24 protein-coding genes, 1 tRNA gene and 2 pseudogenes are annotated in these 25,530 nt (G+C 64.6%); 13 read left to right on the forward strand and 14 right to left on the reverse strand.

Annotated features, from left to right (window positions below; genetic code table 11):
• Positions 1-8: 8 nt before the first annotated feature.
• Positions 9-557 carry an FKBP-type peptidyl-prolyl cis-trans isomerase gene (locus tag B7G54_RS11845; protein ID WP_085039281.1) on the forward strand — a complete coding sequence of 183 codons (549 nt, stop codon included), beginning with the start codon at positions 9-11 and terminating at the stop codon, positions 555-557.
• On the opposite strand, the gene B7G54_RS11850 is transcribed toward B7G54_RS11845, so the two are convergent.
• Both B7G54_RS11850 and mutS read right to left on the reverse strand, forming a co-directional pair.
• Positions 537-1,808 carry a hypothetical protein gene (locus B7G54_RS11850; protein WP_175130462.1) on the reverse strand — a complete coding sequence of 424 codons (1,272 nt, stop codon included), beginning with the start codon at positions 1,806-1,808 and terminating at the stop codon, positions 537-539. The genes B7G54_RS11845 and B7G54_RS11850 overlap by 21 nt on opposite strands.
• Positions 1,789-4,446 carry a DNA mismatch repair protein MutS gene (gene mutS / locus B7G54_RS11855; RefSeq protein WP_085039282.1) on the reverse strand — a complete coding sequence of 886 codons (2,658 nt, stop codon included), beginning with the start codon at positions 4,444-4,446 and terminating at the stop codon, positions 1,789-1,791. Before mutS ends, B7G54_RS11850 begins: the two co-directional genes overlap by 20 nt.
• 221 nt (positions 4,447-4,667) lie before the next feature.
• Between mutS and B7G54_RS11860 the strand changes: the two are divergent.
• The 4 genes and pseudogenes from B7G54_RS11860 to B7G54_RS11875 form a co-directional block, all read left to right on the forward strand.
• A pseudogene (locus B7G54_RS11860) lies at positions 4,668-5,066 on the forward strand (SOS response-associated peptidase family protein); the annotation flags it as partial.
• A gap of 121 nt (positions 5,067-5,187) precedes the next feature.
• Positions 5,188-5,685 (forward strand): glycoside hydrolase family protein, encoded by a 498-nt coding sequence (locus tag B7G54_RS11865; protein ID WP_085039541.1) that lies wholly within the window; start codon positions 5,188-5,190, stop codon positions 5,683-5,685.
• Positions 5,682-6,107, forward strand: a complete 426-nt coding sequence (locus tag B7G54_RS11870) for a lysozyme inhibitor LprI family protein (protein WP_085039284.1) — start codon at positions 5,682-5,684, stop codon at positions 6,105-6,107. The genes B7G54_RS11865 and B7G54_RS11870 overlap by 4 nt, the downstream gene beginning before the upstream one ends.
• Before the next feature lie 345 nt (positions 6,108-6,452).
• Positions 6,453-6,755, forward strand: a complete 303-nt coding sequence (locus B7G54_RS11875) for a hypothetical protein (protein ID WP_133059155.1) — start codon at positions 6,453-6,455, stop codon at positions 6,753-6,755.
• A gap of 300 nt (positions 6,756-7,055) precedes the next feature.
• Here the strand turns inward: B7G54_RS11875 and B7G54_RS11880 are convergent.
• Positions 7,056-8,672, reverse strand: a pseudogene (locus B7G54_RS11880) (NAD(P)/FAD-dependent oxidoreductase); the annotation flags it as partial.
• A gap of 311 nt (positions 8,673-8,983) precedes the next feature.
• Entirely contained in the window at positions 8,984-9,787 is an 804-nt protein-coding gene (locus tag B7G54_RS11885; protein WP_085039286.1) for an inositol monophosphatase family protein, read from the reverse strand.
• 280 nt (positions 9,788-10,067) lie between these two features.
• Between B7G54_RS11885 and B7G54_RS11890 the strand changes: the two genes are divergently transcribed.
• Both B7G54_RS11890 and cysE read left to right on the forward strand, forming a co-directional pair.
• Positions 10,068-10,892, forward strand: a complete 825-nt coding sequence (locus B7G54_RS11890) for an RNA methyltransferase (protein WP_085039287.1) — start codon at positions 10,068-10,070, stop codon at positions 10,890-10,892.
• A 268-nt stretch (positions 10,893-11,160) separates the two neighbouring features.
• A complete protein-coding gene (gene cysE / locus B7G54_RS11895) occupies positions 11,161-11,964 on the forward strand; it encodes a serine O-acetyltransferase (protein ID WP_085039288.1) in 804 nt (267 codons plus the stop codon).
• A gap of 48 nt (positions 11,965-12,012) precedes the next feature.
• Here the strand turns inward: cysE and B7G54_RS11900 are convergent, their stop codons facing one another.
• The 4 genes from B7G54_RS11900 to B7G54_RS11915 form a co-directional block, all read right to left on the reverse strand.
• On the reverse strand, positions 12,013-12,813 hold the full coding sequence (locus B7G54_RS11900; RefSeq protein ID WP_085039289.1) for a UDP-2,3-diacylglucosamine diphosphatase: 801 nt from the start codon (positions 12,811-12,813) through the stop codon (positions 12,013-12,015).
• A gap of 23 nt (positions 12,814-12,836) precedes the next feature.
• Positions 12,837-13,328 (reverse strand): peptidylprolyl isomerase, encoded by a 492-nt coding sequence (locus B7G54_RS11905; RefSeq protein ID WP_006478428.1) that lies wholly within the window; start codon positions 13,326-13,328, stop codon positions 12,837-12,839.
• 88 nt (positions 13,329-13,416) lie between these two features.
• Positions 13,417-13,998: a peptidylprolyl isomerase gene (locus B7G54_RS11910; RefSeq protein WP_085039290.1), complete on the reverse strand. Its 582-nt coding sequence runs from the start codon at positions 13,996-13,998 to the stop codon at positions 13,417-13,419.
• A 39-nt stretch (positions 13,999-14,037) separates the two neighbouring features.
• On the reverse strand, positions 14,038-14,760 hold the full coding sequence (locus B7G54_RS11915) for a tetratricopeptide repeat protein (protein WP_085039291.1): 723 nt from the start codon (positions 14,758-14,760) through the stop codon (positions 14,038-14,040).
• Between the two features lie 234 nt (positions 14,761-14,994).
• On the opposite strand from B7G54_RS11915, the gene cysS reads away from it, so the two are divergent.
• From cysS to B7G54_RS11955, 6 genes are all read left to right on the forward strand, one after another.
• Positions 14,995-16,392 carry a cysteine--tRNA ligase gene (gene cysS / locus B7G54_RS11925; RefSeq protein WP_085039292.1) on the forward strand — a complete coding sequence of 466 codons (1,398 nt, stop codon included), beginning with the start codon at positions 14,995-14,997 and terminating at the stop codon, positions 16,390-16,392.
• Positions 16,393-16,435: 43 nt separating this feature from the next.
• Positions 16,436-17,263, forward strand: a complete 828-nt coding sequence (locus B7G54_RS11930; protein WP_039364698.1) for a DNA-3-methyladenine glycosylase family protein — start codon at positions 16,436-16,438, stop codon at positions 17,261-17,263.
• Between the two features lie 103 nt (positions 17,264-17,366).
• The gene (locus tag B7G54_RS11935; protein WP_006478433.1) at positions 17,367-18,338 is read left to right on the forward strand and encodes an acetyl-CoA carboxylase carboxyltransferase subunit alpha; all 972 of its coding nucleotides are present in this window, start codon (positions 17,367-17,369) and stop codon (positions 18,336-18,338) included.
• A gap of 46 nt (positions 18,339-18,384) precedes the next feature.
• Complete coding sequence (gene tilS / locus B7G54_RS11940; protein WP_085039293.1) at positions 18,385-19,794, forward strand: tRNA lysidine(34) synthetase TilS; 1,410 nt, start codon at positions 18,385-18,387, stop codon at positions 19,792-19,794.
• 342 nt (positions 19,795-20,136) lie between these two features.
• Complete coding sequence (locus B7G54_RS11950; protein ID WP_085039294.1) at positions 20,137-21,390, forward strand: aspartate kinase; 1,254 nt, start codon at positions 20,137-20,139, stop codon at positions 21,388-21,390.
• Positions 21,391-21,500: 110 nt separating this feature from the next.
• Positions 21,501-21,594, forward strand: a tRNA-Ser gene (locus B7G54_RS11955).
• A gap of 89 nt (positions 21,595-21,683) precedes the next feature.
• Here B7G54_RS11955 and B7G54_RS38560 read toward each other — a convergent pair.
• The 6 genes from B7G54_RS38560 to B7G54_RS11980 form a co-directional block, all read right to left on the reverse strand.
• Positions 21,684-22,067, reverse strand: coding sequence for a hypothetical protein (locus tag B7G54_RS38560; protein WP_133059156.1), 384 nt, complete (start codon positions 22,065-22,067; stop codon positions 21,684-21,686).
• Positions 22,068-22,479: 412 nt separating this feature from the next.
• Positions 22,480-23,226 carry a hypothetical protein gene (locus B7G54_RS39020; protein WP_165765573.1) on the reverse strand — a complete coding sequence of 249 codons (747 nt, stop codon included), beginning with the start codon at positions 23,224-23,226 and terminating at the stop codon, positions 22,480-22,482.
• Positions 23,226-23,618: a hypothetical protein gene (locus B7G54_RS11965; RefSeq protein ID WP_085039296.1), complete on the reverse strand. Its 393-nt coding sequence runs from the start codon at positions 23,616-23,618 to the stop codon at positions 23,226-23,228. The genes B7G54_RS39020 and B7G54_RS11965 overlap by 1 nt, the downstream gene beginning before the upstream one ends.
• Positions 23,619-23,703: 85 nt before the next feature.
• Positions 23,704-23,913 carry a helix-turn-helix transcriptional regulator gene (locus tag B7G54_RS11970; RefSeq protein WP_085039297.1) on the reverse strand — a complete coding sequence of 70 codons (210 nt, stop codon included), beginning with the start codon at positions 23,911-23,913 and terminating at the stop codon, positions 23,704-23,706.
• 69 nt (positions 23,914-23,982) lie between these two features.
• On the reverse strand, positions 23,983-24,276 hold the full coding sequence (locus tag B7G54_RS11975) for a hypothetical protein (RefSeq protein WP_085039298.1): 294 nt from the start codon (positions 24,274-24,276) through the stop codon (positions 23,983-23,985).
• A 185-nt stretch (positions 24,277-24,461) separates the two neighbouring features.
• Positions 24,462-25,523, reverse strand: a complete 1,062-nt coding sequence (locus tag B7G54_RS11980) for a hypothetical protein (protein WP_085039299.1) — start codon at positions 25,521-25,523, stop codon at positions 24,462-24,464.
• Positions 25,524-25,530 lie beyond the last annotated feature (7 nt).

Raw genomic sequence — 25,530 nt, forward strand, 5'->3', positions numbered from 1 at the left:
AGAATTGGATGAAAATCGCAAAAAACACCGTCGTGTCGGTCACTTACAAGCTGTCGGATGCACAGGGCAATCTGATCGAGGAAAGCGACGAGCCGATGGTTTATCTGCACGGCGGCTATGATGGCACGTTCCCCAAGATCGAGGAACAGCTCGACGGCCATGAGCAGGGTTACCAGGCGCAGATTCAGCTCGAACCGCAGGACGCGTTCGGCGACTACGATCCCGAACTCGTGAAGATCGAGCCTCGCGATCGTTTTCCCGAGCCGCTCGAAGTGGGCATGCAGTTCGAAGGCACGCCGGAAGACGGCGACGAGGAAGTCGATTCCCTGATCTACACGGTCACCGACGTCGCCGAAGACAAGGTCGTGCTGGACGGCAACCACCCGCTGGCGGGCATGGCGCTGCGTTTCGACCTCATCGTGAAGGACGTTCGCGAAGCAACCGAAGACGAAATCGAGCACGAGCACGCGCATGGCGCGGAAGGGCTCGAGATTGTCGACGAGGACGAAGACGAGGACGAAGACGGCGATGCGCCGTCAGGGCGCACCCTGCACTGAGCTCGCAGGCAGGCCGGGCACCGGCCCCGACGCAGGGGCGGGTGCAGGCCACGACGCGCCGCCGGGTGCGGCGCTGTCGCCCTGCAGTGGCGGTGCGACCGACGACGAGTCGGGCAACGCCGGCAACGCAGGGATTTCCGGCATCTGCGGCAGCGGGACGTCGTCGCGCGGCATGAGCGGCAGCGCGGGCGGTACGGGCAGGTTCTTCGGTACGTCCTGCAGGCTCACGTTGAAGATCGTCTGCCGTGCCGGCGACACGTTCACCTTGACCCACTGATTCGCCGGATGGCGCGGTCCGATCGCGACGCGCGTCACGTTACCTACCAGTTCACCGTCGTCAGTGCGTAGCGGACGATCGATCAGAAAGCCGTTCGCAAGCGGTTCGCCGCTAGCGTGCATCACGAGTATCGGGCCGCGGAATGTCGCCGCCGCCTTCACCAGCGTTCGTTTCAGCTCACGGAAGCCGTCGCGCACGCGCGGCCGGTTGAAACGCAGCCATGCAAATCGTTCCGCGCGTTCGTAGCGTTCGAACTGCGGATCGCCTTCGAACAGCACCACCATCGCGCGCGCCTCGCGGCGCTTCGCATATTCGGCCGCGTGGTCGATCCAGAAACCGTTCGCGATGATGCGATCCTCGAATTCGCCGTTGCGGCCGCCGGCCGTCAGGTAGTGGTTGTTCGGCGCCGGCGCGTTGAGCGCGACGTAGACGATGTCGTCGCGCATCCAGCGAGCGTTTTCGCGATATGGCCGAAACCGTGCGACTTCGCTTTCCCGCGTGATCTGCAGCGCGCCGGGGTCGGGCAGTGCCGAATCGGCGAGCAGCGTCTGCCGCAGGAAGTCGAGCCGCTCGACCGGATCGTAGCCGCCGCCGGCCGCGGTGTTGCACGTTGCCCAGTCGTCGTGGCCGGGAATGAACACGAGCGGCACGCGTGCCGCATCCAGGATCGCGCCGCGCTGCGAATACAGTGCATCGCGGCACGCTTCCTTCGAACCCTTGAGATCGCCTGCATAGACGACGAACGCGAGGTTGCGCTCGCGTGCGATCGCATCGAGCAGCCGCTGGGCGGCCGGTTCGTCCGCCGGGGCGTTGATCACGCCTGACACGACCGCGAACGAGTAGGGCGCGGTACTGCGCTTCGGCGGTGCGGCCAGCGCGGCGGCCTGCGCGAGCGCGAGCACGGCTGCGACGAGCGCGGTGGCCGTGCGGGCCGGCAGCCCGCGCGGGATGCGCTTACGCGTGCCCGTCGGCATCGTGCGACCGGACCAGCGTGCGCAGTTCGTACAGCAGGTCGAGCGCCTCGCGCGGCTTGAGATCGTCGGGATCGATGTCGCGCAGTTTTTCGAGCGCCGGATGCGGAGTGTCGGGCAGCGCCGGCGCGTCCGCGCATTCGAGATCGTCGACGGCCACCGGCGGCGCGCTGAACAGGTCGAGTTGCGGCGTGTGCTGCGACGCCGACTGCTGTTCGAGATACGCGAGGTGCTTGCGCGCGGCGCGGATCACGGGCGCCGGAACGCCCGCGAGCTGCGCGACCTGCAGGCCGTAGCTCTGGTTGGCCGGGCCTTCGCTGACCGCGTGCAGGAACACGATGCCGTGGCCGTGCTCGACGGCCGACAGGTGGACGTTGGCCGCTTGCGGGAATTCGGCCGGCAGTTGCGTCAGCTCGAAGTAGTGCGTTGCGAACAGCGTATAGCAAGCGTTGTGCGCCAGCAGGTGGCGTGCGATGGCCCACGCGAGCGCGAGACCGTCGAACGTCGACGTACCGCGGCCGATCTCGTCCATCAGCACGAGGCTTTGCGGCGTCGCGTCGTTGAGGATCGCCGCGGCTTCGGTCATCTCGACCATGAACGTCGAGCGGCCGCCCGCGAGATCGTCCGCCGCGCCGATACGCGTGAAGATCCGATCGATCGGGCCGAAGCATGCCGACTTGGCCGGCACGTAGCTGCCGACGTACGCCATCAGCGCGATCAGTGCGGTCTGCCGCATGAACGTCGACTTGCCGCCCATGTTCGGGCCGGTGATCAGCAGCAGCTTGCGCTCGGTGCCGAAGCGGCAGTCGTTCGCGATGAACTGTTCGACCTGCGCTTCGACGACCGGGTGGCGGCCCTGTTCGATTTCGATGCCGATCTCGTCGGTGAAGGTCGGCGCGACCCAGTCGAGCGCGCGGGCACGTTCGGCGAATGCGGCGAGCAGGTCGAGCTCGGCGAGCGCCGATGCTACGCGCTGGCACTCGGGGATGAACGGCAGCAGCGCCTGCAGTACCGCGTCGTACAGCGCGCGCTCGCGCGCCAGTGCGCGTTCCTGTGCGGACAGCGCCTTGTCCTCGAAGGTCTTCAGTTCGGGCGTGATGTAGCGCTCGGCATTCTTCAGCGTCTGGCGCCGGCGGTAATCGTCGGGCACCTTGTCGGTCTGGCCGCGCGTGACCTCGATGTAGAAGCCGTGCACCTTGTTGTATTCGACGCGCAGGTTCGCGATGCCGGTGCGCGTGCGCTCGCGCGCTTCGAGATCGATCAGGAACTGCCCGCAGTTCTCCGAGATGTCGCGCAGTTCGTCGAGCTCGGCGTCGTAGCCGCGCGCGATCACACCGCCGTCGCGCACCATCGCGGCCGGCTCGGGCGCAATCGCGCTGGTCAGCAGGTCGAGGCATTCGGCCGGCGGTGCGAGGGCTGCGTCGACGCGGGTGAGTGCGTCCGCATTCGCGACGATCGCGCTGATGCGCTCGCGCAGTGCCGGCAGGGCGGCGAACGTGTCGCGCAAGCTCGACAGGTCGCGCGGACGCGCGGACAGCAGGGCGAGACGCCCGGTGATCCGTTCGACGTCGGCGATCTGGCGCAGCGCACTGCGCAGCGCATCGAGGCTTGCGTTGGCCGGTGCATCGAGCAGCGCACCGATCGCCTGCTGGCGCGACTGCGCGGCGACCGACGCGCGCGGCGGATGGTGCAGCCAGTGACGCAGCAGGCGGCTGCCCATCGTCGTGCAGCAGGTGTCGAGCAGCGAATACAGGGTCGGCGACTCGGTGCCGCGCAACGTCTCGGTCAGCTCGAGGTTGCGGCGCGTGGCCGGATCGAGCCCGATGTACTCGGTTTCGTTCTCGACCTTCAGGCTGCGCACGTGCCGCAGCTGCTGGCCCTGCGTGGCTGCTGCATAGAGCAGCAACGCACCGGCTGCGCCGCATGCGCTCGTGAGTGAATGCGCGCCGAAACCGTCGAGGCTCGCGACATCGAGCTGGTCGCACAGGCGCTGCGTGCCCGATGCGATGTCGAAGTGCCATGCCGGTACGCGCTTGCTTGCGCCTGCGCCTGCCGGCACGGCGTCGGCTGCGCCGTCCGGCGTCAGGATCTCGGCCGGCCGGATGCGCTCGAGCGCGGCAGCGAGCTGGTCGGGTTCGATTTCGGCGAGCCGCAGCGCACCGCTTGCGAGGTTCAGCCACGCGAGGCCGATGTTCACCGCCACGCCGCGCTTGTTGTGGCCCGTGCACATCGCGAGCAGGTAGACGTCGTTCTTGTCGGACAGCAGCGCGGCATCGGTCAGCGTGCCGGGCGTGACGACGCGTACGACCTTGCGCTCGACGGGGCCCTTCGACGTGGCCGGATCGCCGATCTGCTCGCAGATCGCGACCGATTCGCCCATCTTCACGAGCTTGGCGAGATATTGCTCGACCGCGTGATGCGGTACGCCGGCCATCTTGATCGGCGTGCCGGCCGAGGCGCCGCGTTGCGTGAGGGTCAGGTCGAGCAGGCGTGCGGCTTTCTCCGCGTCTTCGAAGAACAGCTCGTAGAAGTCGCCCATCCGGTAGAAGACAAGCGTGTCGGGATGGTCGGCCTTGATGCGCAGGTACTGCTGCATCATTGGAGTGTGGCCGGCAAAGGCTTCGGGCGACAGCGTGGTCATAAGTCAGGCGTGAAGTTGTTGCTTTGGTTGCCCGAGTTTACCAGTGGCTTCATGTGCGGGCGCGAAGTTCGCCATTCGGCCAGGTTGCCGGAGATTGCGCGACCGGCGGCGGTCGTTCTCACGCCGCTGGCCGATCGCGCTCCCGGGCGGCCATGCGATCGTTTCGTATATCAGGCCGTGAGTGCCGACGTCATGCTGAGCGCCACTGCCTGCGCAACTTCGAAACAGTCGGAGAATCCCGGTTATATGGCAAGGCGTGGCGAGCTGGTCAGCGCTGCTTGATCCCGGCCCAGTGGATATACGAGCCTTGTTACGAGACGGGCCGGAATGTCTGGCACCGGATCGGGCTTACAGAGTGGCAATCGTATTGCGTCACTGGAATCTGGCGGCGCTACGATGGAGATGACGGCCGCTCGCTGATCGGCATGAGCATGATGACCGTCAATGCGGACGGACATGCCGTGATGGGGCGCATGCACAAGCCCGGCGACGAAAAGAGGTCAGTGGTCATATTGCGCCCAGCTGATTATGACGAGTGGCTGCACACGAAGAACATTGAGGCTGCCCGCACGATGCTGCATCTCTATCCGGCGGATGAGATGGCAGCGATGCCAAAGTGACTTTTACGCCGTCCCGCCTCTAGCCTGCTTGCGGTTTCGCGATTGTGGTCCTCAGCAAGTGGTAAAGTGCCTCGACCACGCGGAGTCGTGGGATACGAATATGCGCTTTGAGAGGGCGACGATGGCAAATGAAAATATGCGGTTAAGCGAGGCCGGCTGGGCCGCTCTGCGGACGCGGGAACAAGCGGTCATGGCCTATTACAACGATCAGGCGAACAACTGCACCTTTGGGGTGGGGACGCTTGCGCATACGGGGCCCTGCACCCCCGAGGAGCTGCGTCGCCCGGTTACTGCCGCGCAGGTTAATGCGCAACTCGCTACGGGCGTGAGCCGAGCGGAAGCCCAGGTGCGTAGAACCGTCACCCAGCGAGAGTTGACGCAGGCCCAGTTCGACGAACTCGTCAGCTACACCTACAACGCTGGCAATACCGGGGCCGTAGACGCACTACACGCCGCGAACCAGAGCAACGATGCCGGCGTTGTGTCCCACATGAATCAGCGAGTCTACGTTCATCCGCGCGATGCGCATGGTCGTCGGCTTCGCGCGGTCCGTTCGGGCGGCCTCGTCAACCGGCGGCGATTGGAAGCAGCTCCGTTCCAACCGCAGGTGACGCCATGAGGAAACAGTGCCTTTGGCTGCTCCTGATCGTGTCGGCTGCCGCACATGCCGAGCAGACGCCCGCAGACGAAATCGCGGCACGCAGCGGCCTACCGGCGAGTGAAGTGGCCGGGCTGTTGAACAATTGCGATGGCAGTCAGACCAGCATGAACTTTTGTGCGTGGCGCGACCAGATCGTCGCCGAGCGTCAACTGCAGCAGGTCGTCGACAAGCAGATTGAAGCGCATCCGGAACGCAAGGCTGCGCTTGAGGCGAAAATCTCGAAGTGGAAGAAGGCCCGAGACGCGTCGTGCGAGAAGTCGGCGCGTAAGGAGTGGGGGGATGGGTCGATGCGGCCGGCGGCGCAAGCGACCTGTGCGGCGATCGTCACGAAAAAGATGACGCAGAAGTTGTCTGCAGCCGCGACTCGAAAACCGTCTTGACTGCGAACGCTGTGCTCAATCGATGTGCCGGAAACGCAAAAGCCCGCTGCGAGCGGGCTTATTTGCGTGCTACAAATTTGCTACAGCATGACCGGGAAAAGTTGCTTTAGCTGCCCGAGTTTACCAGTGGGCCGGACGCGTCTGCGCGAAGTTCACCGGTTGGCCAGTTGCAGGGGGAATCGGCAGCGACCGGGGCCTGTCCACCTAGCTCGTGGGCGTAGAGCTGCGGGCACAACTCGCAACGTAGTGCTAATCCCGACATGCCATTTGCGGCTGACAGTCTAGATTGTGACTGTATGGGCGCTGCCTCAGGCGTAGGTCCCGTGCTTGGTCGGAAGGCTTGTCATGACTGTAAAGTTCAAAGAAATGTCGAGGCGTGCCAAGTTGATACTGCATGTCACTGGGGTGCTCGCATTTTTCAACTTCTTCGCTTTCTGGTGCGCCGCTGTGTACCTGGGCGGCGACGCCGTGAACGGTTATGTGCGCGATCTGCACTACTTTATTTGCGCACATGGCTCATGCCATGAGGTCGCCCACTCGATCTGGAAGTACAGCTATTGGCATGCAATATCTGCTCTTTCAGGTATCGCATTGATATTCATCGAAATTGCGATCCTTATAAATTCTGGAGATGTCGTCATTGATTGAGGCGTCGCGGTCTAACGGCCGATCCCTAAACAGGGTGAGCGCAGGTCGTAGCGTAGCTTTGTGTGCCGAGGCTTGTCAGATAAGGCGCAGGTACTGCTGCATCATTGGAGTGTGGCCGGCAAAGGCTTCGGGCGACAGCGTGGTCATAAGTCAGGCGTGAAGTTGTTGCTTTGGTTGCCCGAGTTTACCAGTGGCTTCATGTGCGGGCGCGAAGTTCGCCATTCGGCCAGGTTGCCGGAGATTGCGCGACCGGCGGCGGTCGTTCTCACGCCGCTGGCCGATCGCGCTCCCGGGCGGCCATGCGAGCGCCGACGTCATGCTGAGCGCCACTGCCTGCGCAACTTCGATCCCGTCGATGGCTGCCGAATAGATGCCACCCGCATACCCCGCACCTTCACCCGCCGGATACAGGCCTTCGATGTTCATGCTCTGGTAATCGTCCTTGCGTCGAATCCGGATCGGTGACGACGTGCGCGTCTCGACGCCGGTGAGCACTGCATCGTGCATCGCGAAGCCGGCGATCTTCTTGTCGATCTGGGGCAGGGCTTCGCGGATCGCTTCGATCACGTAGTCCGGCAGTGCGGTGCTGAGATCGGTCGGATTCACACCAGGCTTGTACGACGGCTCCACGGCGCCCAGCGACGTCGACGGCCGGCCTGCGATGAAATCGCCAACCAGCTGGCCCGGCGCGCGGTAATCGCCGCCGCCGAGTTCGAACGCGCGCTCTTCCCATTTGCGCTGGAACGCGATGCCCGCCAGCGGGCCACCGGGAAAGTCGTCCGGCGTGATGCCGACGACGATGCCCGCATTCGCGTTGCGCTCGGCCCGCGAATACTGGCTCATCCCATTGGTGACCACGCGGCCCGGCTCGGAGGTTGCCGCGACCACCGTGCCGCCAGGGCACATGCAGAAGCTGTAGACGGCCCGGCCATTGCTGCAGTGGTGGACCACCTTGTAGTCGGCTGCACCGAGCTGCTTGTGGCCCGCGAACTTGCCGAAGCGGCTGCGATCGATCAGCCCCTGTGGATGTTCGATGCGAAAGCCCAGCGAGAACGGCTTGGCTTCGATATAGACGCCGCGATCATGCAGCATCTGGAAGGTGTCGCGCGCGCTGTGGCCCACGGCCAGCACTACATGGTCGCACCGCAGCGTTTCCCCGTTCGAGAGCGTCAGCGAGCGCACCTTGCCCTGATCGATCTCGATGTCGTCGACCCGCGTTTCAAAGCGCACTTCGCCACCCAGCTCGTGGATCGACGCACGCATCTTTTCCACCATGCTGACGAGGCGGAACGTGCCGATGTGCGGCCGGCTCAGGTACAGGATGTCTTCCGGGGCGCCCGCCTTGACGAATTCGTCCAGCACCTTGCGGCCGTAATGGTTGGGATCCTTGATCTGGCTGTACAGCTTGCCGTCGGAAAACGTCCCGGCCCCGCCTTCGCCGAACTGCACGTTGGATTCGGGGTTGAGCACGCTTTTCCGCCACAGGCCGAAGGTGTCCTTGGTGCGCTCGCGCACGGCCTTGCCGCGCTCGAGGATGATGGGGCGGAAACCCATCTGCGCGAGGATCAGCCCCGCAAACAGGCCGCACGGCCCCATGCCGATCACGACCGGGCGCAGGAAATTGCCGTGCTCGGGCGCCTTCGTGACGAAGTGGTACGCCATGTCGGGCGTCACGCCGCAATGCGGCTTTCCGGCGATGCGCTTGATCGCGGCCGCTTCGTCCGTGACTTCGACATCGACGATATACGTGAGCTTGATGTCGGCGCGCTTGCGCGCATCGTGCGCACGGCGGAACACGGTGTAACGGAGGAGCCCGTCTGCATCCACGCCCAGCTCCGCGAGGCGCGCGCGAATCGCGGCCTCGAGCGCGCTTTCGGGGTGGTCGAGGGGGAGTTTAATTTCGCTTAGCCGTAACATGAGGACTCGGATGCGATTGCCACGGCGTCGTGGCGGTGTTGATACGGGCGGGGCCGGCAGGCACGGCGGTGTTGTCCGCCGTGCGGGCATGCCGGACGCAAACCATTCATTGTCATTGCGGGACAAGCGGTGCAAGCGTCAGTACGCTGACCGGCCCGAATAACTCGAGCAACTTCAGGATAGGCGCACGAAGCGGCCCTGGTGCGGGAAGATTGTCCCGCCTCCCGGCGACCGGGAGGCGAACCGCGCCGTCATGACGATGCCCGCGAGCGGTGTGCGCGAAAGCCGCGCCATGCAGGCGCGGCCGGGGCTTACTCCGCCGCCGGATGCACGCGGGTGTAACCCTTCAGGATCGGGATCATCTGCGCGTAGATCTTCGGGTTCGCGGCGACGATTTCATGGCGATGCAGGAAATCGGCGTCGCCCGTGTAGTTGCCGACGAGGCCGCCGGCCTCGGTGATCAGCAGGCTGCCCGCTGCCATGTCCCACACGTTGATGCCCTGTTCGAAGAACGCGTCGAGGCGGCCGGCCGCGACGTTTGCGAGATCGAGTGCCGCCGCGCCCGGGCGGCGCAGGCCCGTGCAGGCCTGCGTCATTTCGGTGAAGAGGCGCGCGTAGGCATCGAGGCCGTCCTTTTCGCGGAACGGGAAGCCCGTGCCGACCAGTGCGTCCGACAGGCGGTCGCGCCGGCCGACGCGGATGCGGCGGTCGTTCAGGTACGCGCCGCGGCCACGGCTGGCCGTGAACAGGTCGTTCTTGTTCGGGTCGTAGACGACAGCCTGCGTGACGACGCCCTTGTGCTCGAGCGCGATCGACACGCAGTAGTACGGGAAGCCGTGGATGAAGTTGGTCGTGCCGTCGAGCGGATCGATGATCCACTTGAATTCGGATTCGTTCTCCGATTCGCCCGATTCTTCCGCGAGGATCGCGTGGTCGGGGTAGGCGGTCTTCAGCGTCTCGATGATCGCCTCTTCGGCGGCCTTGTCCACTTCGGTGACGAAGTCATTCTGCTGCTTCTTGCGGATCTCGATCAGGTCGAGATCGAGGGACGCGCGATTGATGATCTGTCCGGCGCGGCGCGCAGCCTTGACAGCAATGTTGAGCATGGGATGCATGAGCCTGGATCCTGTAGCCGGCGGCACGGGCCGCCACGAAGTGGAACAACCGCCCGGCACGGTGCAAGCGTGGCGGGCGAGGTGAGACGCGAATTGACAAAGAACGGGGTACGACCCGCGCCGCACGGTGCGCGACGCGTAAAGGCATGATTTTACCCGATTTTTGGCGGTTTCAGGCGACCGGAGTACGGGGAAACCCCCACTATCCGTCCGGACGAGTGGGTTTGCCGCGGCGATGGCGATACCATACTGCCATTCTGATGAACCGAGTCGTATCGTAGTGGAAACCCCGCAGATCACCGCCGCGCCGTCCGAGCCGGGCGCGGCCTCGTCCCAGCCGCCGTCCGGCGGCTTCACGTCCACCCGTTTCGTGCTCGTCGAGCCGAGCCATCCCGGCAATGTCGGGGCGGCCGCCCGCGCGCTGAAGACGATGGGTTTCTCGCGTCTCGTGCTGGTCGCGCCGCGCGTGCCGCACGTCCAGAGCGATCCCGAGGCGATTGCGATGGCCAGCGGCGCGGACGACGTCCTCGCGTCCGCACATGTCGTGCCGACGCTCGGCGACGCGCTATCCGGTGTTCACTGGTCGATCGCGCTGACTGCGCGCACGCGCGAATACGGGCCGCCGCGTCTCGCACCGCGTGCGGCCGCCACGCAGGCGTGCGCGCAGGTCGGCACGGGCGACATCGCACTCGTGTTCGGCAACGAGCGCACCGGCCTCGCGAACGAGCATGTCGAGCAGTGCAGCGCGCTGGCGCACATTCCGGCGAACCCGGCCTACAGTTCGCTGAATCTCGCGCAGGCCGTGCAAGTGCTCGCGTACGAGCTGCGCGTCGCGTTTCTCGAGCAGGCGAGCGAGCCGTCGGCGCAACCGTCGGCCGAAGCCGGCACGCTTGCGCAGAGCGACGAGATCGAGCGGATGTACGTGCACCTCGAGAACGCGCTGATCGCGCTCGATTTCCTCGATCCGCGCAACCCGAAGAAGCTGATGCCGCGGCTGCGGCGCCTGTTCGCGCGCACGGGCCTCGAGCGCGAGGAGGTCAATATCCTGCGCGGCGTCGCGAAGCACATCCTGCTGAAATCGGGCAAACCCGGCGGCGGCGCGTAAGCAGCCGGCGCACTGGCTGCCGGATGTCTCGGCGCGCGGGGCAATCCCCCGTCGGGCAGGTGCCGCGTCGGCCGCGGGAAACGCCGGGCTGATCGTTCCACCCGGTCGATCATCCCGCAAACCCTGGAGCAGCAAGCGTTCCGCCCGAATACCCGTGCCGGCGGCGGGGTGAACGCGCGAGCTCGTGCGGCCGTGCGCGACTCGCCCTACAATCGCCGAACGTCATAAGTAAATTACCCGGCGCGATAACGGCCGGTCATTGCCGGCGATGCGCGCCGGCTTTTTCCCAGACCACATCATGTTCACGAGACTGCGCGAAGACGTTGCAACGATTCGCGAGCGGGATCCCGCCGCTCGCAGTGCATGGGAAGTGCTGACCTGTTATCCGGGGCTGCATGCGCTCGTGCTGCATCGTTTCGCGCACGCCTGCTGGCGTGCGAAGCGTTATTGGCTCGCGCGTTTCGCGTCGCAGGCGGGCCGGTTCCTGACGGGGATCGAAATCCACCCCGGCGCGACGATCGGCCGGCGCGTGTTCATCGATCACGGAATGGGTGTCGTGATCGGCGAGACGGCGATCGTCGGCGACGACTGCACGATCTATCAGGGCGTGACGCTGGGCGGCACATCGCTCACGCGCGGCGCCAAGCGCCACCCGACGCTCGAGGCCGGCGTGATCGTCGGCGCGGGCGCGAAGGTGCTCGGCGGTTTCACGGTCGGTGCGGGGGCGAAGATCGGTTCGAACGCGGTCGTCGTGAAACCGGTGCCGGCGGGCGGCACGGCGGTCGGCAATCCGGCGCGCATCGTGATGCCGGCGCAGCCGAAGCCGCAGCCCGAACGCGCGGCGTTCTGCGCATACGGGATCACGCCGAATGCCGACGATCCGATGTCGCTTGCGATTCACGGGCTGATCGATCACGCGGCGAAGGAAAGCCGCCGCGTCGACGAGATCGTCGCGGCGCTCGAACGGCTCGGCACGCATCTGGAAACGCTGCAGGGCGCCGACGCGGCGCGCCTCGACCTGCGCCGGCTGTCGGCCGTGCTGGAGGGCAAGTCGGTCGAACACCAGGCGTAATGCGATGGATGCCCGAGGCTGCCGGTCGGTGCGACGGCGGCCGCGGCGTCAGTCGAGCGGCATCGCGTGGATGCCTTCCGCGTCGACGCGCAGGTAGCCGCCACGCGGCTTGCCGTGGTCGAGATCCCAGTCGGGCAACACCCAGCGGATGCCGCCGGGTTCCATGTGGCGCGCCGGGCGGTGCGTGTGGCCGTGAATGATCACGCTCGCGCGGCTTTTCCGGAACAGCGCAGCTATCCCTTCGCGCGTGACATCGTAGATTGCCGAAGCAGGGCGCATCCGGCCCGCTTCACTGTTCGAGCGCATGCGCTGCGCGAGCGCGCAGCGCCAGCGGAACGGCCACGCGAGAAACAGCCATTGTGCGACGCGGTTGCGTGCGAAACGGCGGAACAGCTGGTAGCCGCGGTCGGCCGTGCATTGCGCGTCGCCGTGCGCGAGCACGATGCGCTGGCCGAACGCCATGATCAGCGAAGGATCGGGCAGCAGCATCGCGCCGGCTGCCTTCATGAAGCGCCGGCCAAGCAGGAAATCGCGGTTGCCGTGCATCACGTAGAGCGCGATGCCTCGCTCCGAGAACGTGTGCATCAGCGCGGCCATGCGTGCCGCGAACGGATCGTCGTCGAGGATGTCGTCGCCGATCCAGTATTCGAACAGGTCGCCGAGGATGAACACCGAGTCGGCGCTGTCGGCGGTGTATTTCACGAAATGCTCGAACGCGGCGACCGTCTTCGGAATCGCTTCGCTCAGGTGCAGATCGGAGAGAAACAGGAACGGGCGTGCGGCTTGCGCGTATTCGCGCTCGCCCGGCACGCCCGCGGAGACGCTTCGCGGCGGACTCTCCTGCAACATCGAAGTGCCTCCGTAACTGCGCGTCAGACCACGACGGCCTTCTCGATCACGACGTCGTCAGTCGGCACGTCCTGGTGGAAACCAGCGTTGCCCGTCTTGACGCCCTTGATCTTGTCGACCACGTCCTGGCCTTCGACGACCTTGCCGAACACCGCGTAGCCCCAGCCTTGCGGCGTCGGCGACGAGTGGTTCAGGAAGTCGTTGTCGTTCACGTTGATGAAGAACTGGGCGGTTGCCGAATGCGGATCGTTCGTGCGCGCCATCGCGACCGTGTAGTTGTCGTTCTTCAGGCCGTTGTTTGCTTCGTTGTCGATCGGCGCATCGGTCGGCTTCTGCTTCAGGCCCGGCTCGAAGCCGCCGCCCTGGATCATGAAGCCGTTGATCACGCGATGGAACACGGTGCCGTCGTAGTGGCCCTTCTTCACGTAGTTCAGGAAGTTCTCGACCGTCTTCGGTGCCTTCGCGGCGTCGAGCTCGAGCTTGATCACGCCGTGGTTCGTATGCAGTTCAACCATGATGAATTCCTTCGATGAGGCGGTTTAAATGGCACGCGGCCGGTCGTGCGACGCGGCCGCGTGTGGCGCCGGACGTGCCGGCAGGTTCTTACTTCGAGACGATGCTGGCCGATTCGATCACGATTGGTTGTGCGGGCACGTCCTGCATCGGGCCGCGCGAAGTCGTCGCCACGCCTTCGATCTTCTTCACGACGTCGAGGCCCGACACGACCTTGCCGAACACCGCATAGCCGTTGCCGTCCGGGTTCGGGTAGTCGAGGCCGCTGTTGTCGACCGTGTTGATGAAGAACTGCGCGGTGGCCGAGTTCGGATCGCTCGTGCGTGCCATCGCGATCGTGCCCGTCTGGTTCTTCAGACCATTGCGGCTCTCCAGCGGGATCGGCGCGCGGGTCGGCTTCTCCTCGAAGTTGGTCTTGTAGCCGCCGCCCTGGATCATGAAGCCCTTGATCACGCGATGGAAGATCGTGCCGTTGTACTGGCCGGCCTTCACGTAATCGAGGAAGTTGGCGACGGACTTCGGCGCCTTCTCCGGGTAGAGCTCGACGCGGATGTCGCCCTGCGAGGTCTTCAGCTGCACGACGGGGTGCGCGGTAGCCGATTGCGCGAACGCAGGTGCGGTCGCGGTCGCGAGAAGGGCGGCGCCGCCAAGCGCCAGCAACAGACGTTTCATTGCGATCCTCAGGTTGGGAGGGAAAGAAGGCCGCGCCGCTTATTGCGACGGCGCGACGTACGGCGCTGCCAGTGCGCCGGACGGGCCGCTGAACTGGAACGTCGGCGACATCGGCAGCGTGGTGGTGCTTACGTTCGCGGCTGCGCGGCCGGTGTAGTCACGCGTGGCCGGTGCGACCGCGCGGGCGTTCGGCGCGGCCTTCGGCGGCGACACGATCTTCTGGAGATCGGCGAGGCGCTGCGCGGTCGCGCCGCTCGTGCGGCCGAGCGATTGCGCACGCTTGTACGACTCGGCCGCGAGGCGCAGGTACAGGTCGCCGAGGTTCTCGTACGCGAGCGAGTAGTTCGGGTTCGATTGCGTCGCCGTGACGAGCGCGGTGCGCGCTTCGTCGTAACGGCCATGCTTCGCGTAAAGCGCCGCAAGGTTGTTATACGGCTCGGGCAGTTCGGGGTACGCCTGCGTGATCGCGACGAACTGCTGGATCGCGTCGTCGTCACGGTTCAGGCGGGCCAGCACGGTGCCGCGCTTGAACTGCGCCTGCACGTCGCGCGGGTTCGACGCGATACGCGCGTCGAGCTGCGCGAGCGCCTGCTTCCACTGCTTGCCGGTGATCGACGCGTCGATTTCGGGCGTGCCGTCGGCGGTAGCCGGGGCTTTCTGCGCATGCGCCGCCGGGGCCGCGAAAAGCGTCAGCGCGACGCCCATGACGGTGGTCGCAACGAGGGTCGCAGCGCTCTGCGCGCGGCCGCGATGAGGTTTCATAGGCGTAAATCGGAATGTTATACTCCGAGCCATTCTAACAAAACGTCTGCACGTTCCGGCGAGCGGCAGACAGTCTTTCTTAGCCTCTCGTGGCCGTCACCGCTGTGCTTGCAGCCTGACCGCCCCATGTGATATCGAGGACGCTCGGCCTGGTGCCGCAGCAGATGGTCCGTCCGTTTCGCATGCTGGGCGAGCTTCGCCAGGGCGGTTTCCTTCGGCTCACGGTTCATCTCTATGGAATCACTGCGCATCTACAACACGCTCGCGCGTGACAAGCAAGTCTTCGTGCCGCGCCAGTCCGGCGATGTGCGGATGTACGTATGCGGAATCACCGTATACGACTATTGTCACGTGGGCCACGCGCGCATGCTGGTCGTGTTCGACCTCGTCCAGCGCTGGTTGCGTGCGATCGGTTACCGGGTCACGTATGTGCGCAACATCACCGACATCGACGACAAGATCATCCGCCGCGCGGTCGAGAACGGCGAGACGATCAAGTCGCTGACCGACCGGTTCATCGATGCGATGCACGACGATGAAAGTGCGCTCGGCATCCAGCGGCCCGACATCGAGCCGCGCGCGACGCAGTTCATCCCGCAGATGCTCGGCATGATCGAGACGCTCGAGACGAACGGTTACGCGTACCAGGCGACCGACGGCGACGTCAATTACTCGGTGCGCAAGTTCGCGAACTACGGGAAGCTGTCGGGCAAGTCGCTCGACGATCTGCGCGCGGGCGAGCGCGTCGCCGCGAACGACGCGAAGGAAGATCCGCTCGATTTCGTGCTGTGGAAGCGCGCGAAGCCGGAAGATCCGGAAGGCGCGTCGTGGGCGTCGAAGTACGGGATGGGGCGCCCGGGCTGGCACATCGAGTGCTCGGCGATGGGCTGCTCGCTGCTCGGCGAGCATTTCGACATCCATGGCGGCGGGCAGGATCTGCAATTCCCGCACCACGAGAACGAGATCGCGCAGAGCGAAGGCGCGACCGGCCAGACGTTCGTCAATTACTGGATGCACAACGGCTTCGTGCAGGTCGACAACGAGAAGATGTCGAAATCGCTCGGCAATTTCTTCACGATCCGCGAAGTGCTCGAGCGTTACGACGCGGAAGTCATGCGCTTCTTTATCGTGCGCACGCACTACCGTTCGCCGCTCAATTACAGCGACGTGCATCTCGACGATGCGCGCGCGTCGCTCACGCGTCTCTATACCGCGCTGAAGGATGTCGAGGCCGACACGCTTGCGCTCGACTGGAACGAGCCGCACGCGCAGCGTTTCGCGGCCGCGATGAACGACGACTTCAACACGCCGGTCGCGGTGGCGACGCTGTTCGAGCTGGCGGGCGAGGTGAACCGCACGCGCGACGCATCGCTCGCGCGGCAACTGAAACAACTGGCGGGCCTGCTCGGCCTGCTGGGCCGCGAACCGCGCGCGTTCCTGCAGCAGGCGTCCGGCGCCGCGCAGGCGGGCGGGCTCGCCGCCGACGAGATCGAAGCGAAGATCGCCGCGCGCGTCGCGGCGAAGCAAGCGAAGGACTATGCCGAAGCGGACCGGATCCGGGCGGAACTGCTCGAGACTGGTATCGCACTTGAAGACAAACCGGGCGGATCGACCGAATGGCGTCGCGTATGAGCGCGGTGCGTTCCACTGACCGATCCGTCAGGTAGGAGGCAAGATGGCAACGGCCAGAAAAGCGCCGGTCAGGCGCGCGACCCCGGTCGCCGCACGTCCGGCAGCCAAGCGCGTGCCGCCGGCGAAGACGGACGCGACGCGCGCCGTGCCGAACGGCGCGCTCAACGGTCATGCGCAGCCGGCGGCCGCGCTGCCGGCCGCCGATGCGGCCCGCAAGGCCCGTGCGTCCGAAGCGGACGGCGAGGAGGTCGTCGTGCGTCCTGCTTACTGGGATAAGGCATGCGCCGACCTCGTCAAGCGCGACCGGATCCTGAAGAAACTGATTCCGAAGTTCGGTCCCGCGCATCTCGTGAAGCGCGGCGACCCGTTCGTCACGCTCGCGCGCTCGGTCGTCGGCCAGCAGATTTCGGTGCCGTCCGCGCAATCGCTGTGGGCGCGCATCGGGGATGCCTGTCCGAAACTCGCACCGCAGCCGGTGATCCGGCTCGGCGCGGACAAGCTGATCGCGTGCGGGCTGTCGAAGCGCAAGACGGAATACATCCTCGATCTCGCGCAGCATTTCGTGTCGGGCGCGCTGCACGTCGACAAATGGACGTCGATGGACGACGAGGACGTGATCGCGGAACTCACGCAGATCCGCGGCATCAGCCGCTGGACGGCCGAGATGTTCCTGATCTTCAACCTGTCGCGGCCGGACGTCCTGCCGCTCGACGACCCGGGCCTGATCCGCGCGATCAGCGTCAATTACTTCAGCGGGGAACCCGTCACGCGCAGCGAGGCGCGCGAGGTCGCGGCCAACTGGGAACCGTGGCGCACCGTCGCGACCTGGTACATGTGGCGCAGCCTCGATGCACCCGACGCCGACGCCTGAGTGGCGGCTATCGGGTTTTAAACATCAATAGTTGAGAACCGGTTTTGAGCGTCGCCCGCGCGGGTAGAATACGCGCTGCCGCAAGACCCAAGGATTCGAACACATGAAGACCACGTTTCTGGATTTCGAACAGCCGATCGCCGAACTCGAGGCCAAGATCGAAGAGCTGCGATTCGTGCAGGACGACTCGGCTGTCGACATTTCGGAAGAAATCGAGCGGCTGTCGAAGAAAAGCCAGCAACTGACGAAAGACCTCTACGCGAACCTGTCGCCGTGGCAGGTCTCGCAGATCGCGCGGCATCCGCAGCGTCCGTACACGCTCGATTACGTTGCGGAACTGTTTACCGATTTTCACGAGCTGCACGGCGACCGTGCATTCGCGGACGATCTGTCGATCGTCGGCGGTCTCGCGCGCTTCGGCGGCCATCCGTGCATGGTGATCGGTCACCAGAAGGGCCGTGATACCAAGGAGCGCGCTGCGCGCAACTTCGGGATGCCGCGCCCGGAAGGCTATCGCAAGGCCGAGCGCCTGATGCGTCTCGCCGAGAAATTCGGGCTGCCGATCTTCACGTTCGTCGACACGCCGGGCGCATATCCGGGCATCGGCGCGGAAGAGCGCGGCCAGTCGGAGGCAATCGGCCGTAACCTGTACGTGATGGCCGAGCTGAAGACGCCGATCATCACGACGGTGATCGGCGAGGGCGGTTCGGGCGGCGCGCTCGCGATCGCGGTGGCCGACACCGTGATGATGCTGCAATTCTCGACCTACTCGGTGATCTCGCCGGAAGGCTGCGCGTCGATCCTGTGGAAGAGCGCCGCGAAGGCGCCCGAAGCAGCGGAAGCGCTGGGCCTGACCGCGCACCGCCTGAAGGCGCTCGGCCTGATCGACAAGATCATCAACGAGCCGCTCGGCGGCGCGCATCGCGATCCGAAGGGCATGGCTGCGTTGCTGCGCCGCGCGCTTGCCGATTCGCTGCGCCAGTTCCAGGGCATGAGCATCGATGCGCTGCGCGAGCGCCGCTTCGAGCGCCTGATGGCCTACGGCAAGTTCAAGGAAACCACGCCGGGCGCATGACCGGCTGCGACCTCAATTCGCGCGCCGCTGCGCGCGCGTTCCTCTCGTGATTCCGCCCACCGAATTCTCCGCCGATCGCGTCGTCCTCGACGCGGTCGGCGTTGCGCTTTCCGGCATGCCGCCCGATGCACGCATCGCGATCGCGTACAGCGGCGGTCTCGATTCGACGGTGCTGCTCGACGCGGCCGTGCGTGTCGCGGGCGCGTCGCGCTGCGTCGCGCTGCACGTGCATCACGGGCTGAGCGCGAACGCCGACGCGTGGGTCGCGCATGCCGAAGCGGAAGCGGCACGGCTCGGCGTCGAGTTCGAATCGATGCGCGTCGACGTGCCGCGCGACAGCGGCCTCGGTGTCGAGGCGACGGCGCGCGAGCGGCGCTACGCGGCGCTCGACGAGATGTGCGAACGCCACGGTGCGGCCGCGCTGTGGCTCGCGCAGCATGCGGACGACCAGGCCGAGACCGTGTTGCTGCAGTTGTTGCGCGGCGCGGGGATCGCGGGGCTTGCTGCGATGGCGCCGCGTTACCGCCCTGACGGTGTGAGCGTCGAGCGCGTGCGCCCGCTGCTGCGACTGTTGCGTGCGCAACTCGAGCGCTATGCGACGCAGCACGACCTGGCATGGATCGACGACGAATCGAACGGCGACACGCGCTACGCGCGTAATGCGCTACGCATCGACGTGCTGCCGGCGCTGGCCGTGCATTTTCCGGGCTTTCGCGACGCGCTGGGCCGCGCGGCCCAGCATGCGGCCGCCGCACAGCGGCTGCTCGACGACCTGGCTGAACTCGACTTCGCCGTTGCCTCGCGCGATGACGGACGCGCGCTGTCGCGCGACGCGCTGGTCGCATTCGACGACACGCGCGGCGCGAACCTGTTGCGCTTCTGGATGCGCCGGCTCGGTTTGCCGGGCGCGTCGGCCGCCCGGCTTGCGAACATGATGCGGCAGCTGCGCGCCGCACACGATGCGCATGCGCTGCGCGTCGATCACGCGGGGCAATGCCTGCGGCTCTATCGCGATGCCGTCTACTGGGAAGCGGGCGACAGCAGCGAACCGGCCGATGACGGCACCGGGACACTACTACACCCCGAATCGGTGCTCGCGTGGGACGGGCAGGAAGTCTGGCACCTGCCGGGTTGGCGCGGCACGTTCGTGTTCGCGCCGGCCGACGCGGGAAGTGCCGACGCGGTGCCGGAGGCGCTGCTGCGCGGCGCACGGCTGGCAGCGCGTGCCCGCGCGGGCGGAGAACGGATGCGCACGTCGCCGGGCGGCCCGGGCCGCACGCTGAAGAACCTGTTCCAGGAGCGCGGCGTGCCCGCCTGGCAGCGCGACGTGCCGCTGCTGTTCGCCGGCGACTTGCTGATCTACGTGCCGCGCCTTGGCGTGAACCGCGATGTCGGCTTGTCCGGTGACGGCGCGTGGCGCCGGATCGAGTGGCGTCCCGACCTGCTGATCGCATGACGGAAGCAGGCCTCTGGCGGCGCGATGGCGCGCGCATTTTCACCATTTGGTAAACAGCGCCGGAACGGCCCCGGGCACGGCGAGCGGCTTGTCAAGCGGGCCTCTATCGGGTACGCTCGGTCGTTTGCTCGGCTCGATTTTTGAGCGATTTGTGCAGGTTTTCCGCGTGACGTACCCGGTTTGCGCGGCCTGATCGGCCTTCCGGGCAAAATCCGTCACGCTTGCGTGTTGCGTCCCAGCCGTCCCTCTCGTCGTCCGTCCACAGCCACAAGCCGCGTGACCGAACGGCTACGCGGCCTGCCCAGCGCGCCCGTGCGGTTTCTCCTCCAGTTCAGAACGACAATGGCACTCATCGTACACAAATACGGCGGCACTTCGATGGGCTCGGTCGAGCGCATCAAGAACGTCGCGAAACGCGTCGCAAAATGGCATCAGGCCGGGCACCAGATGGTGGTCGTGCCTTCGGCGATGTCCGGCGAAACCAACCGTCTGCTCGGTCTTGCGAAAGAGATTTCGAGCCAGCCGAGCCCGCGCGAGCTCGACATGATCGCGTCGACCGGCGAGCAGGTCAGCGTCGGCCTGCTGTCGATCGCGCTGCAGGAAATCGGCGTCGAGGCCGTGAGCTACGCGGGCTGGCAAGTGCCGATCAAGACCGACAGCGCGTTCACGAAAGCGCGCATTCACTCGATCGACGACGAGCGCGTGAAGGACGATCTGAATGCAGGCAAGGTGGTGATCATCACGGGCTTCCAGGGCGTCGATCCGGACGGCCACATCACGACGCTGGGCCGTGGCGGCTCGGATACGTCGGCGGTGGCGGTTGCGGCTGCGCTGGGTGCCGAAGAGTGCCTGATTTATACGGACGTCGACGGCGTCTACACGACCGATCCGCGCGTGGTCGAAGAGGCGCGACGCCTCGATCGCGTGACGTTCGAGGAAATGCTGGAAATGGCCAGCCTCGGCTCGAAGGTCCTGCAGATCCGCTCGGTCGAATTCGCCGGCAAATACCAGGTGAAGACGCGTGTGCTGTCGAGCCTGACCGATCCGCTGATTGCGCTCGACGAAGAAATGCGCTCGGGCACCCTGATTACTTTTGAAGAAGACGAGACCATGGAAAAGGCAGTCATTTCCGGCATCGCGTTCCAGCGCGACGAAGCACGCATTGCTGTGATGGGCGTGCCCGACAAGCCGGGCATCGCGTATCAGATCCTCGGCCCGGTCGCGGATGCGAACGTCGACGTCGACATGATCATCCAGAACCAGAGCGTCCAGGGCAAAACCGACTTCACGTTCACGGTCGGCCGCGGCGACTACCAGAAGGCGATGGACATCCTCACCAACCAGGTGAAGGGCCACGTGAACGCCGAGCAGGTGCAGGGCGACCCGAAGGTGTCCAAGGTGTCGGTCGTCGGCGTCGGCATGCGTTCGCACGTGGGCGTCGCGAGCAAGATGTTCCGCACGCTGTCGGAAGAGGGCATCAACATCCAGATGATCTCGACGTCCGAAATCAAGATTTCGGTGCTGATCGACGAGAAATACATGGAACTGGCTGTCCGCGCACTGCACAAGGCATTCGAACTCGACCAGGCATCGTGAATTTTTCGTGATGCATTGAAGAAAATGCATCACGGAAATTGACGTGCGGTTCGAAACCCTATATTATTTCGTTCTCGTCGCACTGCCTCCCTGGTGCGAGCGAAAGTTTGGGAGACGTGGCCGAGAGGTCGAAGGCACTCCCCTGCTAAGGGAGCATCTGGGCCAAAACCTGGATCGAGGGTTCGAATCCCTCCGTCTCCGCCAAAAGCGGTGACAAAGCCCCGCAAGTTCTCGGACTTGCGGGGCTTTTTCTTTTGTGGCTCGGGTTCAACCTATACCTATACCCACACCTACTAGTGCGCGCTAACAGCGCCACTGCCGCCGATCACGAACGATCGGGCGTCGTTGCCGGGCCAATCCTGTTGATCGCGACGCTTCCACCACCCGGCCTCTACGTTGCGAACGGGCAGTGCTTTGAGGACGCTTTCAAAGTGACTCTTGCGTCTTGCGAGGCTATCCGGAACGAACACGTGAACAACCTCTGGATCGCTATCGTACGAGACGAAGGCGAATGCAACGCCATCAATTTCCACCAAGAGGGCGCGAGCGTCCCCTTCCCGGCGGATCTTGCCGTGAAGGCTGTGCGCCAGTGTGGGCAGTTTGGTCCGCAACGCCACCGCGGGCTGCAGTTCCGCAGGCGATTCTAAGTGCTCCGGACTCAAGGGGCGGATATTCATGGGAACACTCCCGTGACGCTAATTGGTACGGCTACGACATCATCGCCGGTGGGAAGAGTGAACGTCCGTGTGCCGGGTGTGCCGTCTGGCCACATAACAGCAGTCGAACCATGCCACGGGGCCACGCGCGGCGGGGCTACATTCGATACAAATTCCACTGCACTGACAGTCTGGTTGACTTTGCTGGGGACGTGCGGCCCTGCAAAAGCCCTGGCGGACAGGCCACCAATACCAAAGGGGCCTGCTGTCTTACCCCACAATTCGCTAGATAGGACAATACTAGCTGCTGCCTGAGGCTTCGTGTAATGGTGGTACATTTTTCTTATCTTACAAAAAGTAAATTGCAGCAACCGTTTAGAGCAGCATACACGGGAGCCGGGCAACTCAAAAATGCGCCTGATTAATGTTGCGCCTAAGAGCTCTCGTCCGGCAACGTAGGGCTAGTCCCGTGTTTGACCGAGCTACTTGCGGGGCGTACCAGCCCAGCTCGGGTTTTAGCGAGTGCGGCAACAAGGTCGATGCCGCCTTCGGCAAGCGCTCGGGCGCGTTTCGCCTCACAAGAGGCCGTCCATTCCGCAGCAAGCCGTTCAACGTCGGAACTGGTTTCGGTTCCGATCTCCACCTGGTCGAATTTATCGTCTGAACCAGACCGGAACGCGAGGATACGGCGCGCGTCTTGCAGCGATATGGGGCCGCGGTGCCAAGCCTCGACGTATGGAATCCAACGTGGGTAGTGTGCGCCGCCGCGCGGCGGATGGTATAGCGGTGGCATCCAGCACTTTCCTGACTGCAGAATCAACGCAGCCTCGTTTAACCGATCTCGTGCGATCTCGAATACGATCGTCAGGGGATGGCACTGCGAGAAGAATTGATGCCAATGCTGCGCTGCCCAATAAACGTCATCTAGCGCGGGTGAGTGGAAGTCGAACAGACACACACCACCGAAGCGATAGCCCGCATGGCCGACGTCCTCCGAAGTTGTGTATTGCGAGGGGATCGTGCCGTCATTAGGGCGGATTGCTCCGTCAGCTAGGATCGATTTAAGCCCAGCTATGTCGGTTCGGTGCCATAGCGTATCGGGTTGCCGCAGTACTGGCATAAGGTGCGCGACGCGCTCGCGCCCTTCGGCCACCGAGTTCCTATATTGCGCGTCGCTCATCATTGCCCCACGGCAGCAGACGCAGCGCCGGGCGCAGATGCCGACACGGCTGGCTGCGACGTAGTTGTCGCGTATCCGCATTGCTTTGACGATCGCAGGCTGTCGAGCGCCTGGCGCCGATCGCTGGCGCTTTTCATCGCGGCGTCCTTCTCCATCACGTTTCCAATCCCGAAATCCCCAAGGAAGGACAGGACCGAGCGCCCGTCGAACTCGCTCTCCTTGTCGACATGTGACACGAATCCGTCGACGCGAGCGATTTCCAAATCGATCTCCCGACAACTCATGGTGTTGCGTTCGTAGTCCGTCAGACTCCCCATCCGCCCATAGTTCTTCGTCGCGCACCCTGCCAATACAAGCAAGGCCGCCACCGCGGCCAACCCCGTTGTTCTCATTCTTGATCCCCGAAAGTCGTTGTTCTTTGCCGTGTGAGTCAGTGAACTCAAGCCTGTGGGACGTTCGCGTGACGGAAGCGTACGGTCAACGCACGTTGTCCCGAACGCCAGTCGTATTCGACTGCAGATGCTCACGCTCAAACGCCTCGAGCTCAGGAAGCGGATACAAGACCTTGCGGCCCATCTTTATAAATTTGGGCCCGTAGCCTTGCACACGCCAGTTCGAGAGGGTGTTCTTCGAAACCCGGAGTCGCTCGGCGGCTTCCTCGGGCAGCAAATTAATCGGTCGTTCCATTTCCCATCCCCTCAAGTGAAAAGCCGCGCGGGCTCTCAAGCCAGCGCGGCACGGTTACGCACGCGACGCCTACACCCAGGCGCGCGGACGGTCTGGTAACGCTTTGCCGACCTTGATGCGCGATCGATCGGGCTCAACCTTGGCAGCCTTGACGTGAACTCCCGTGTGGTCCTCGAAGGCGTCGCCGGCGGCCTGGAACATCAACCCGAAAAACTCGTGTTCCCGTGGGACGTCGTACCGGAACCAGTCGCCGGTGTGAATCCGCTCCATCTCGATCCGCGTCCACAAGCCGCCCACCAACACCTCAATCGAATAGAACTCGTCAGACGAATTGCCGGCTTCTTCCCATTGCTCGCGCTTCATGATCAACCCCCGATTGGCCTATCCGGTCTGTCTAGTGACCGTGGTGTAACTGTAGGTGTGTCGAGGTTTTTTGGCAAGAAAATTCTAACATACAAGTATTTTGTAGAATTTGTTGCTACGTTCGCAACGTGTTACGAATTTAGCAACAGGGGGCTAGTTCTACGCCCCTCACACGTGTGCCTGCGTCAGCGGGGACGGCGCGCGCGAAAAATACACTGCGCTTGCATCGTGCTCGTGCTGAAGCTGGCTTCGCCAATGCAATAGACCGTCGTGGCAGCCGACAAACTGATCCTAGTTACGGGAGAGGTAAGGTATTGCCCTTGGCCGGCCGGAAAATTCGACCCGTACAGTGCATATGAACCGAACCCACCGAGAGTTGCAGATGTGGTACTGATGCCGGCGATGTATTGAGTCGCGGTGGTGGTTCCCGCCGGGACGAAGTTGATGATCGCCTGCACATCCCAATCGCCGGCGGCCAATGATTGACTCACCAGATTCGTGTAGCTCGCGTTCGTTAATGTAGTGAGCGTGCCCGATGGGTTCTGAAACTCGCCGACGCTGCCGGCCTGTGCGTTGTCGTTGGTGGCGGTTCCCTTGATTCCGATCGAACTGGTCGGGCTGATAAGCCCCGTCGCGCTAATGGTCGTCGCCGCCACGGGCTCGGGCGTAGATGATCCGTATCCGGCAGTGGGCGGCGACGCGAACGTATTGGCGACAAACGCAGTCGTCGCAAGCTGGGTCGTGTTCGTCCCTGTCGCAGTAGTCGGCGCGGTCGGCGTGCCGGTGAAAGTCGGCGACGCCAGCAATGCGTAGGATGCCGCGGCGGTGCCGCCCAGCGTCGCCGCATTGATGGACGCGTTGCAGCCGATCCCGGTCCCGCTTGTGTAGTTCAGCGCACTCGACGTCGTGCTGCAGCCCGGCATGCTGTAGGCCGTTACGTTTGCGGTCGAGCCGGTCGCATTTGCGAGCACCGTATTGGCCGGCTGTTGCGCGATCTGGCTGAGAGCGATGGCGTTGGTAGCGATCGAAACAGTAACGCTGCCGGTGGCGCCGCTCGCCGTGACGCCGGCCCCGGCAACGATGGAGTCCACGATCGACTGCCACGACGGCGCGCTGGACGCGCCTGTGGACACGATCGCTTGCCCGGCGGTCGACCCCGTGGGGTTGAGCATGGGCGGCGGCACCGTGGTCGCGCCAAACGAAATGGCGGAAAACAGCAGCGCTGTGAATGCTACGAGGCGCTTCATTGTCCTC

Source organism: Burkholderia puraquae, assembly GCF_002099195.1.
GTDB classification, from domain to species: domain Bacteria; phylum Pseudomonadota; class Gammaproteobacteria; order Burkholderiales; family Burkholderiaceae; genus Burkholderia; species Burkholderia puraquae.

What these genes read in the sequence shown, in the direction of transcription:
- mutS (WP_085039282.1), bottom strand. Translation starts at nt 4,446, where the DNA reads ATGACCACGCTGTCGCCCGAAGCCTTTGCCGGCCACACTCCAATGATG.
- B7G54_RS11950 (WP_085039294.1), top strand. Translation starts at nt 20,137, where the DNA reads ATGGCACTCATCGTACACAAATACGGCGGCACTTCGATGGGCTCGGTC.
- B7G54_RS11885 (WP_085039286.1), bottom strand. Translation starts at nt 9,787, where the DNA reads ATGCATCCCATGCTCAACATTGCTGTCAAGGCTGCGCGCCGCGCCGGA.
- B7G54_RS11850 (WP_175130462.1), bottom strand. Translation starts at nt 1,808, where the DNA reads ATGCCGACGGGCACGCGTAAGCGCATCCCGCGCGGGCTGCCGGCCCGC.
- B7G54_RS11930 (WP_039364698.1), top strand. Translation starts at nt 16,436, where the DNA reads ATGGCAACGGCCAGAAAAGCGCCGGTCAGGCGCGCGACCCCGGTCGCC.
- B7G54_RS11975 (WP_085039298.1), bottom strand. Translation starts at nt 24,276, where the DNA reads ATGAAGCGCGAGCAATGGGAAGAAGCCGGCAATTCGTCTGACGAGTTC.
- B7G54_RS11875 (WP_133059155.1), top strand. Translation starts at nt 6,453, where the DNA reads ATGACTGTAAAGTTCAAAGAAATGTCGAGGCGTGCCAAGTTGATACTG.
- B7G54_RS11910 (WP_085039290.1), bottom strand. Translation starts at nt 13,998, where the DNA reads ATGAAACGTCTGTTGCTGGCGCTTGGCGGCGCCGCCCTTCTCGCGACC.
- B7G54_RS11865 (WP_085039541.1), top strand. Translation starts at nt 5,188, where the DNA reads ATGGCAAATGAAAATATGCGGTTAAGCGAGGCCGGCTGGGCCGCTCTG.
- B7G54_RS11935 (WP_006478433.1), top strand. Translation starts at nt 17,367, where the DNA reads ATGAAGACCACGTTTCTGGATTTCGAACAGCCGATCGCCGAACTCGAG.
- B7G54_RS11870 (WP_085039284.1), top strand. Translation starts at nt 5,682, where the DNA reads ATGAGGAAACAGTGCCTTTGGCTGCTCCTGATCGTGTCGGCTGCCGCA.
- B7G54_RS11900 (WP_085039289.1), bottom strand. Translation starts at nt 12,813, where the DNA reads ATGTTGCAGGAGAGTCCGCCGCGAAGCGTCTCCGCGGGCGTGCCGGGC.
- cysE (WP_085039288.1), top strand. Translation starts at nt 11,161, where the DNA reads ATGCGCGCCGGCTTTTTCCCAGACCACATCATGTTCACGAGACTGCGC.
- B7G54_RS11845 (WP_085039281.1), top strand. Translation starts at nt 9, where the DNA reads ATGAAAATCGCAAAAAACACCGTCGTGTCGGTCACTTACAAGCTGTCG.
- B7G54_RS38560 (WP_133059156.1), bottom strand. Translation starts at nt 22,067, where the DNA reads ATGAATATCCGCCCCTTGAGTCCGGAGCACTTAGAATCGCCTGCGGAA.
- B7G54_RS11905 (WP_006478428.1), bottom strand. Translation starts at nt 13,328, where the DNA reads ATGGTTGAACTGCATACGAACCACGGCGTGATCAAGCTCGAGCTCGAC.
- B7G54_RS39020 (WP_165765573.1), bottom strand. Translation starts at nt 23,226, where the DNA reads ATGAGCGACGCGCAATATAGGAACTCGGTGGCCGAAGGGCGCGAGCGC.
- B7G54_RS11970 (WP_085039297.1), bottom strand. Translation starts at nt 23,913, where the DNA reads ATGGAACGACCGATTAATTTGCTGCCCGAGGAAGCCGCCGAGCGACTC.
- cysS (WP_085039292.1), top strand. Translation starts at nt 14,995, where the DNA reads ATGGAATCACTGCGCATCTACAACACGCTCGCGCGTGACAAGCAAGTC.
- B7G54_RS11965 (WP_085039296.1), bottom strand. Translation starts at nt 23,618, where the DNA reads ATGAGAACAACGGGGTTGGCCGCGGTGGCGGCCTTGCTTGTATTGGCA.
- B7G54_RS11980 (WP_085039299.1), bottom strand. Translation starts at nt 25,523, where the DNA reads ATGAAGCGCCTCGTAGCATTCACAGCGCTGCTGTTTTCCGCCATTTCG.
- B7G54_RS11915 (WP_085039291.1), bottom strand. Translation starts at nt 14,760, where the DNA reads ATGAAACCTCATCGCGGCCGCGCGCAGAGCGCTGCGACCCTCGTTGCG.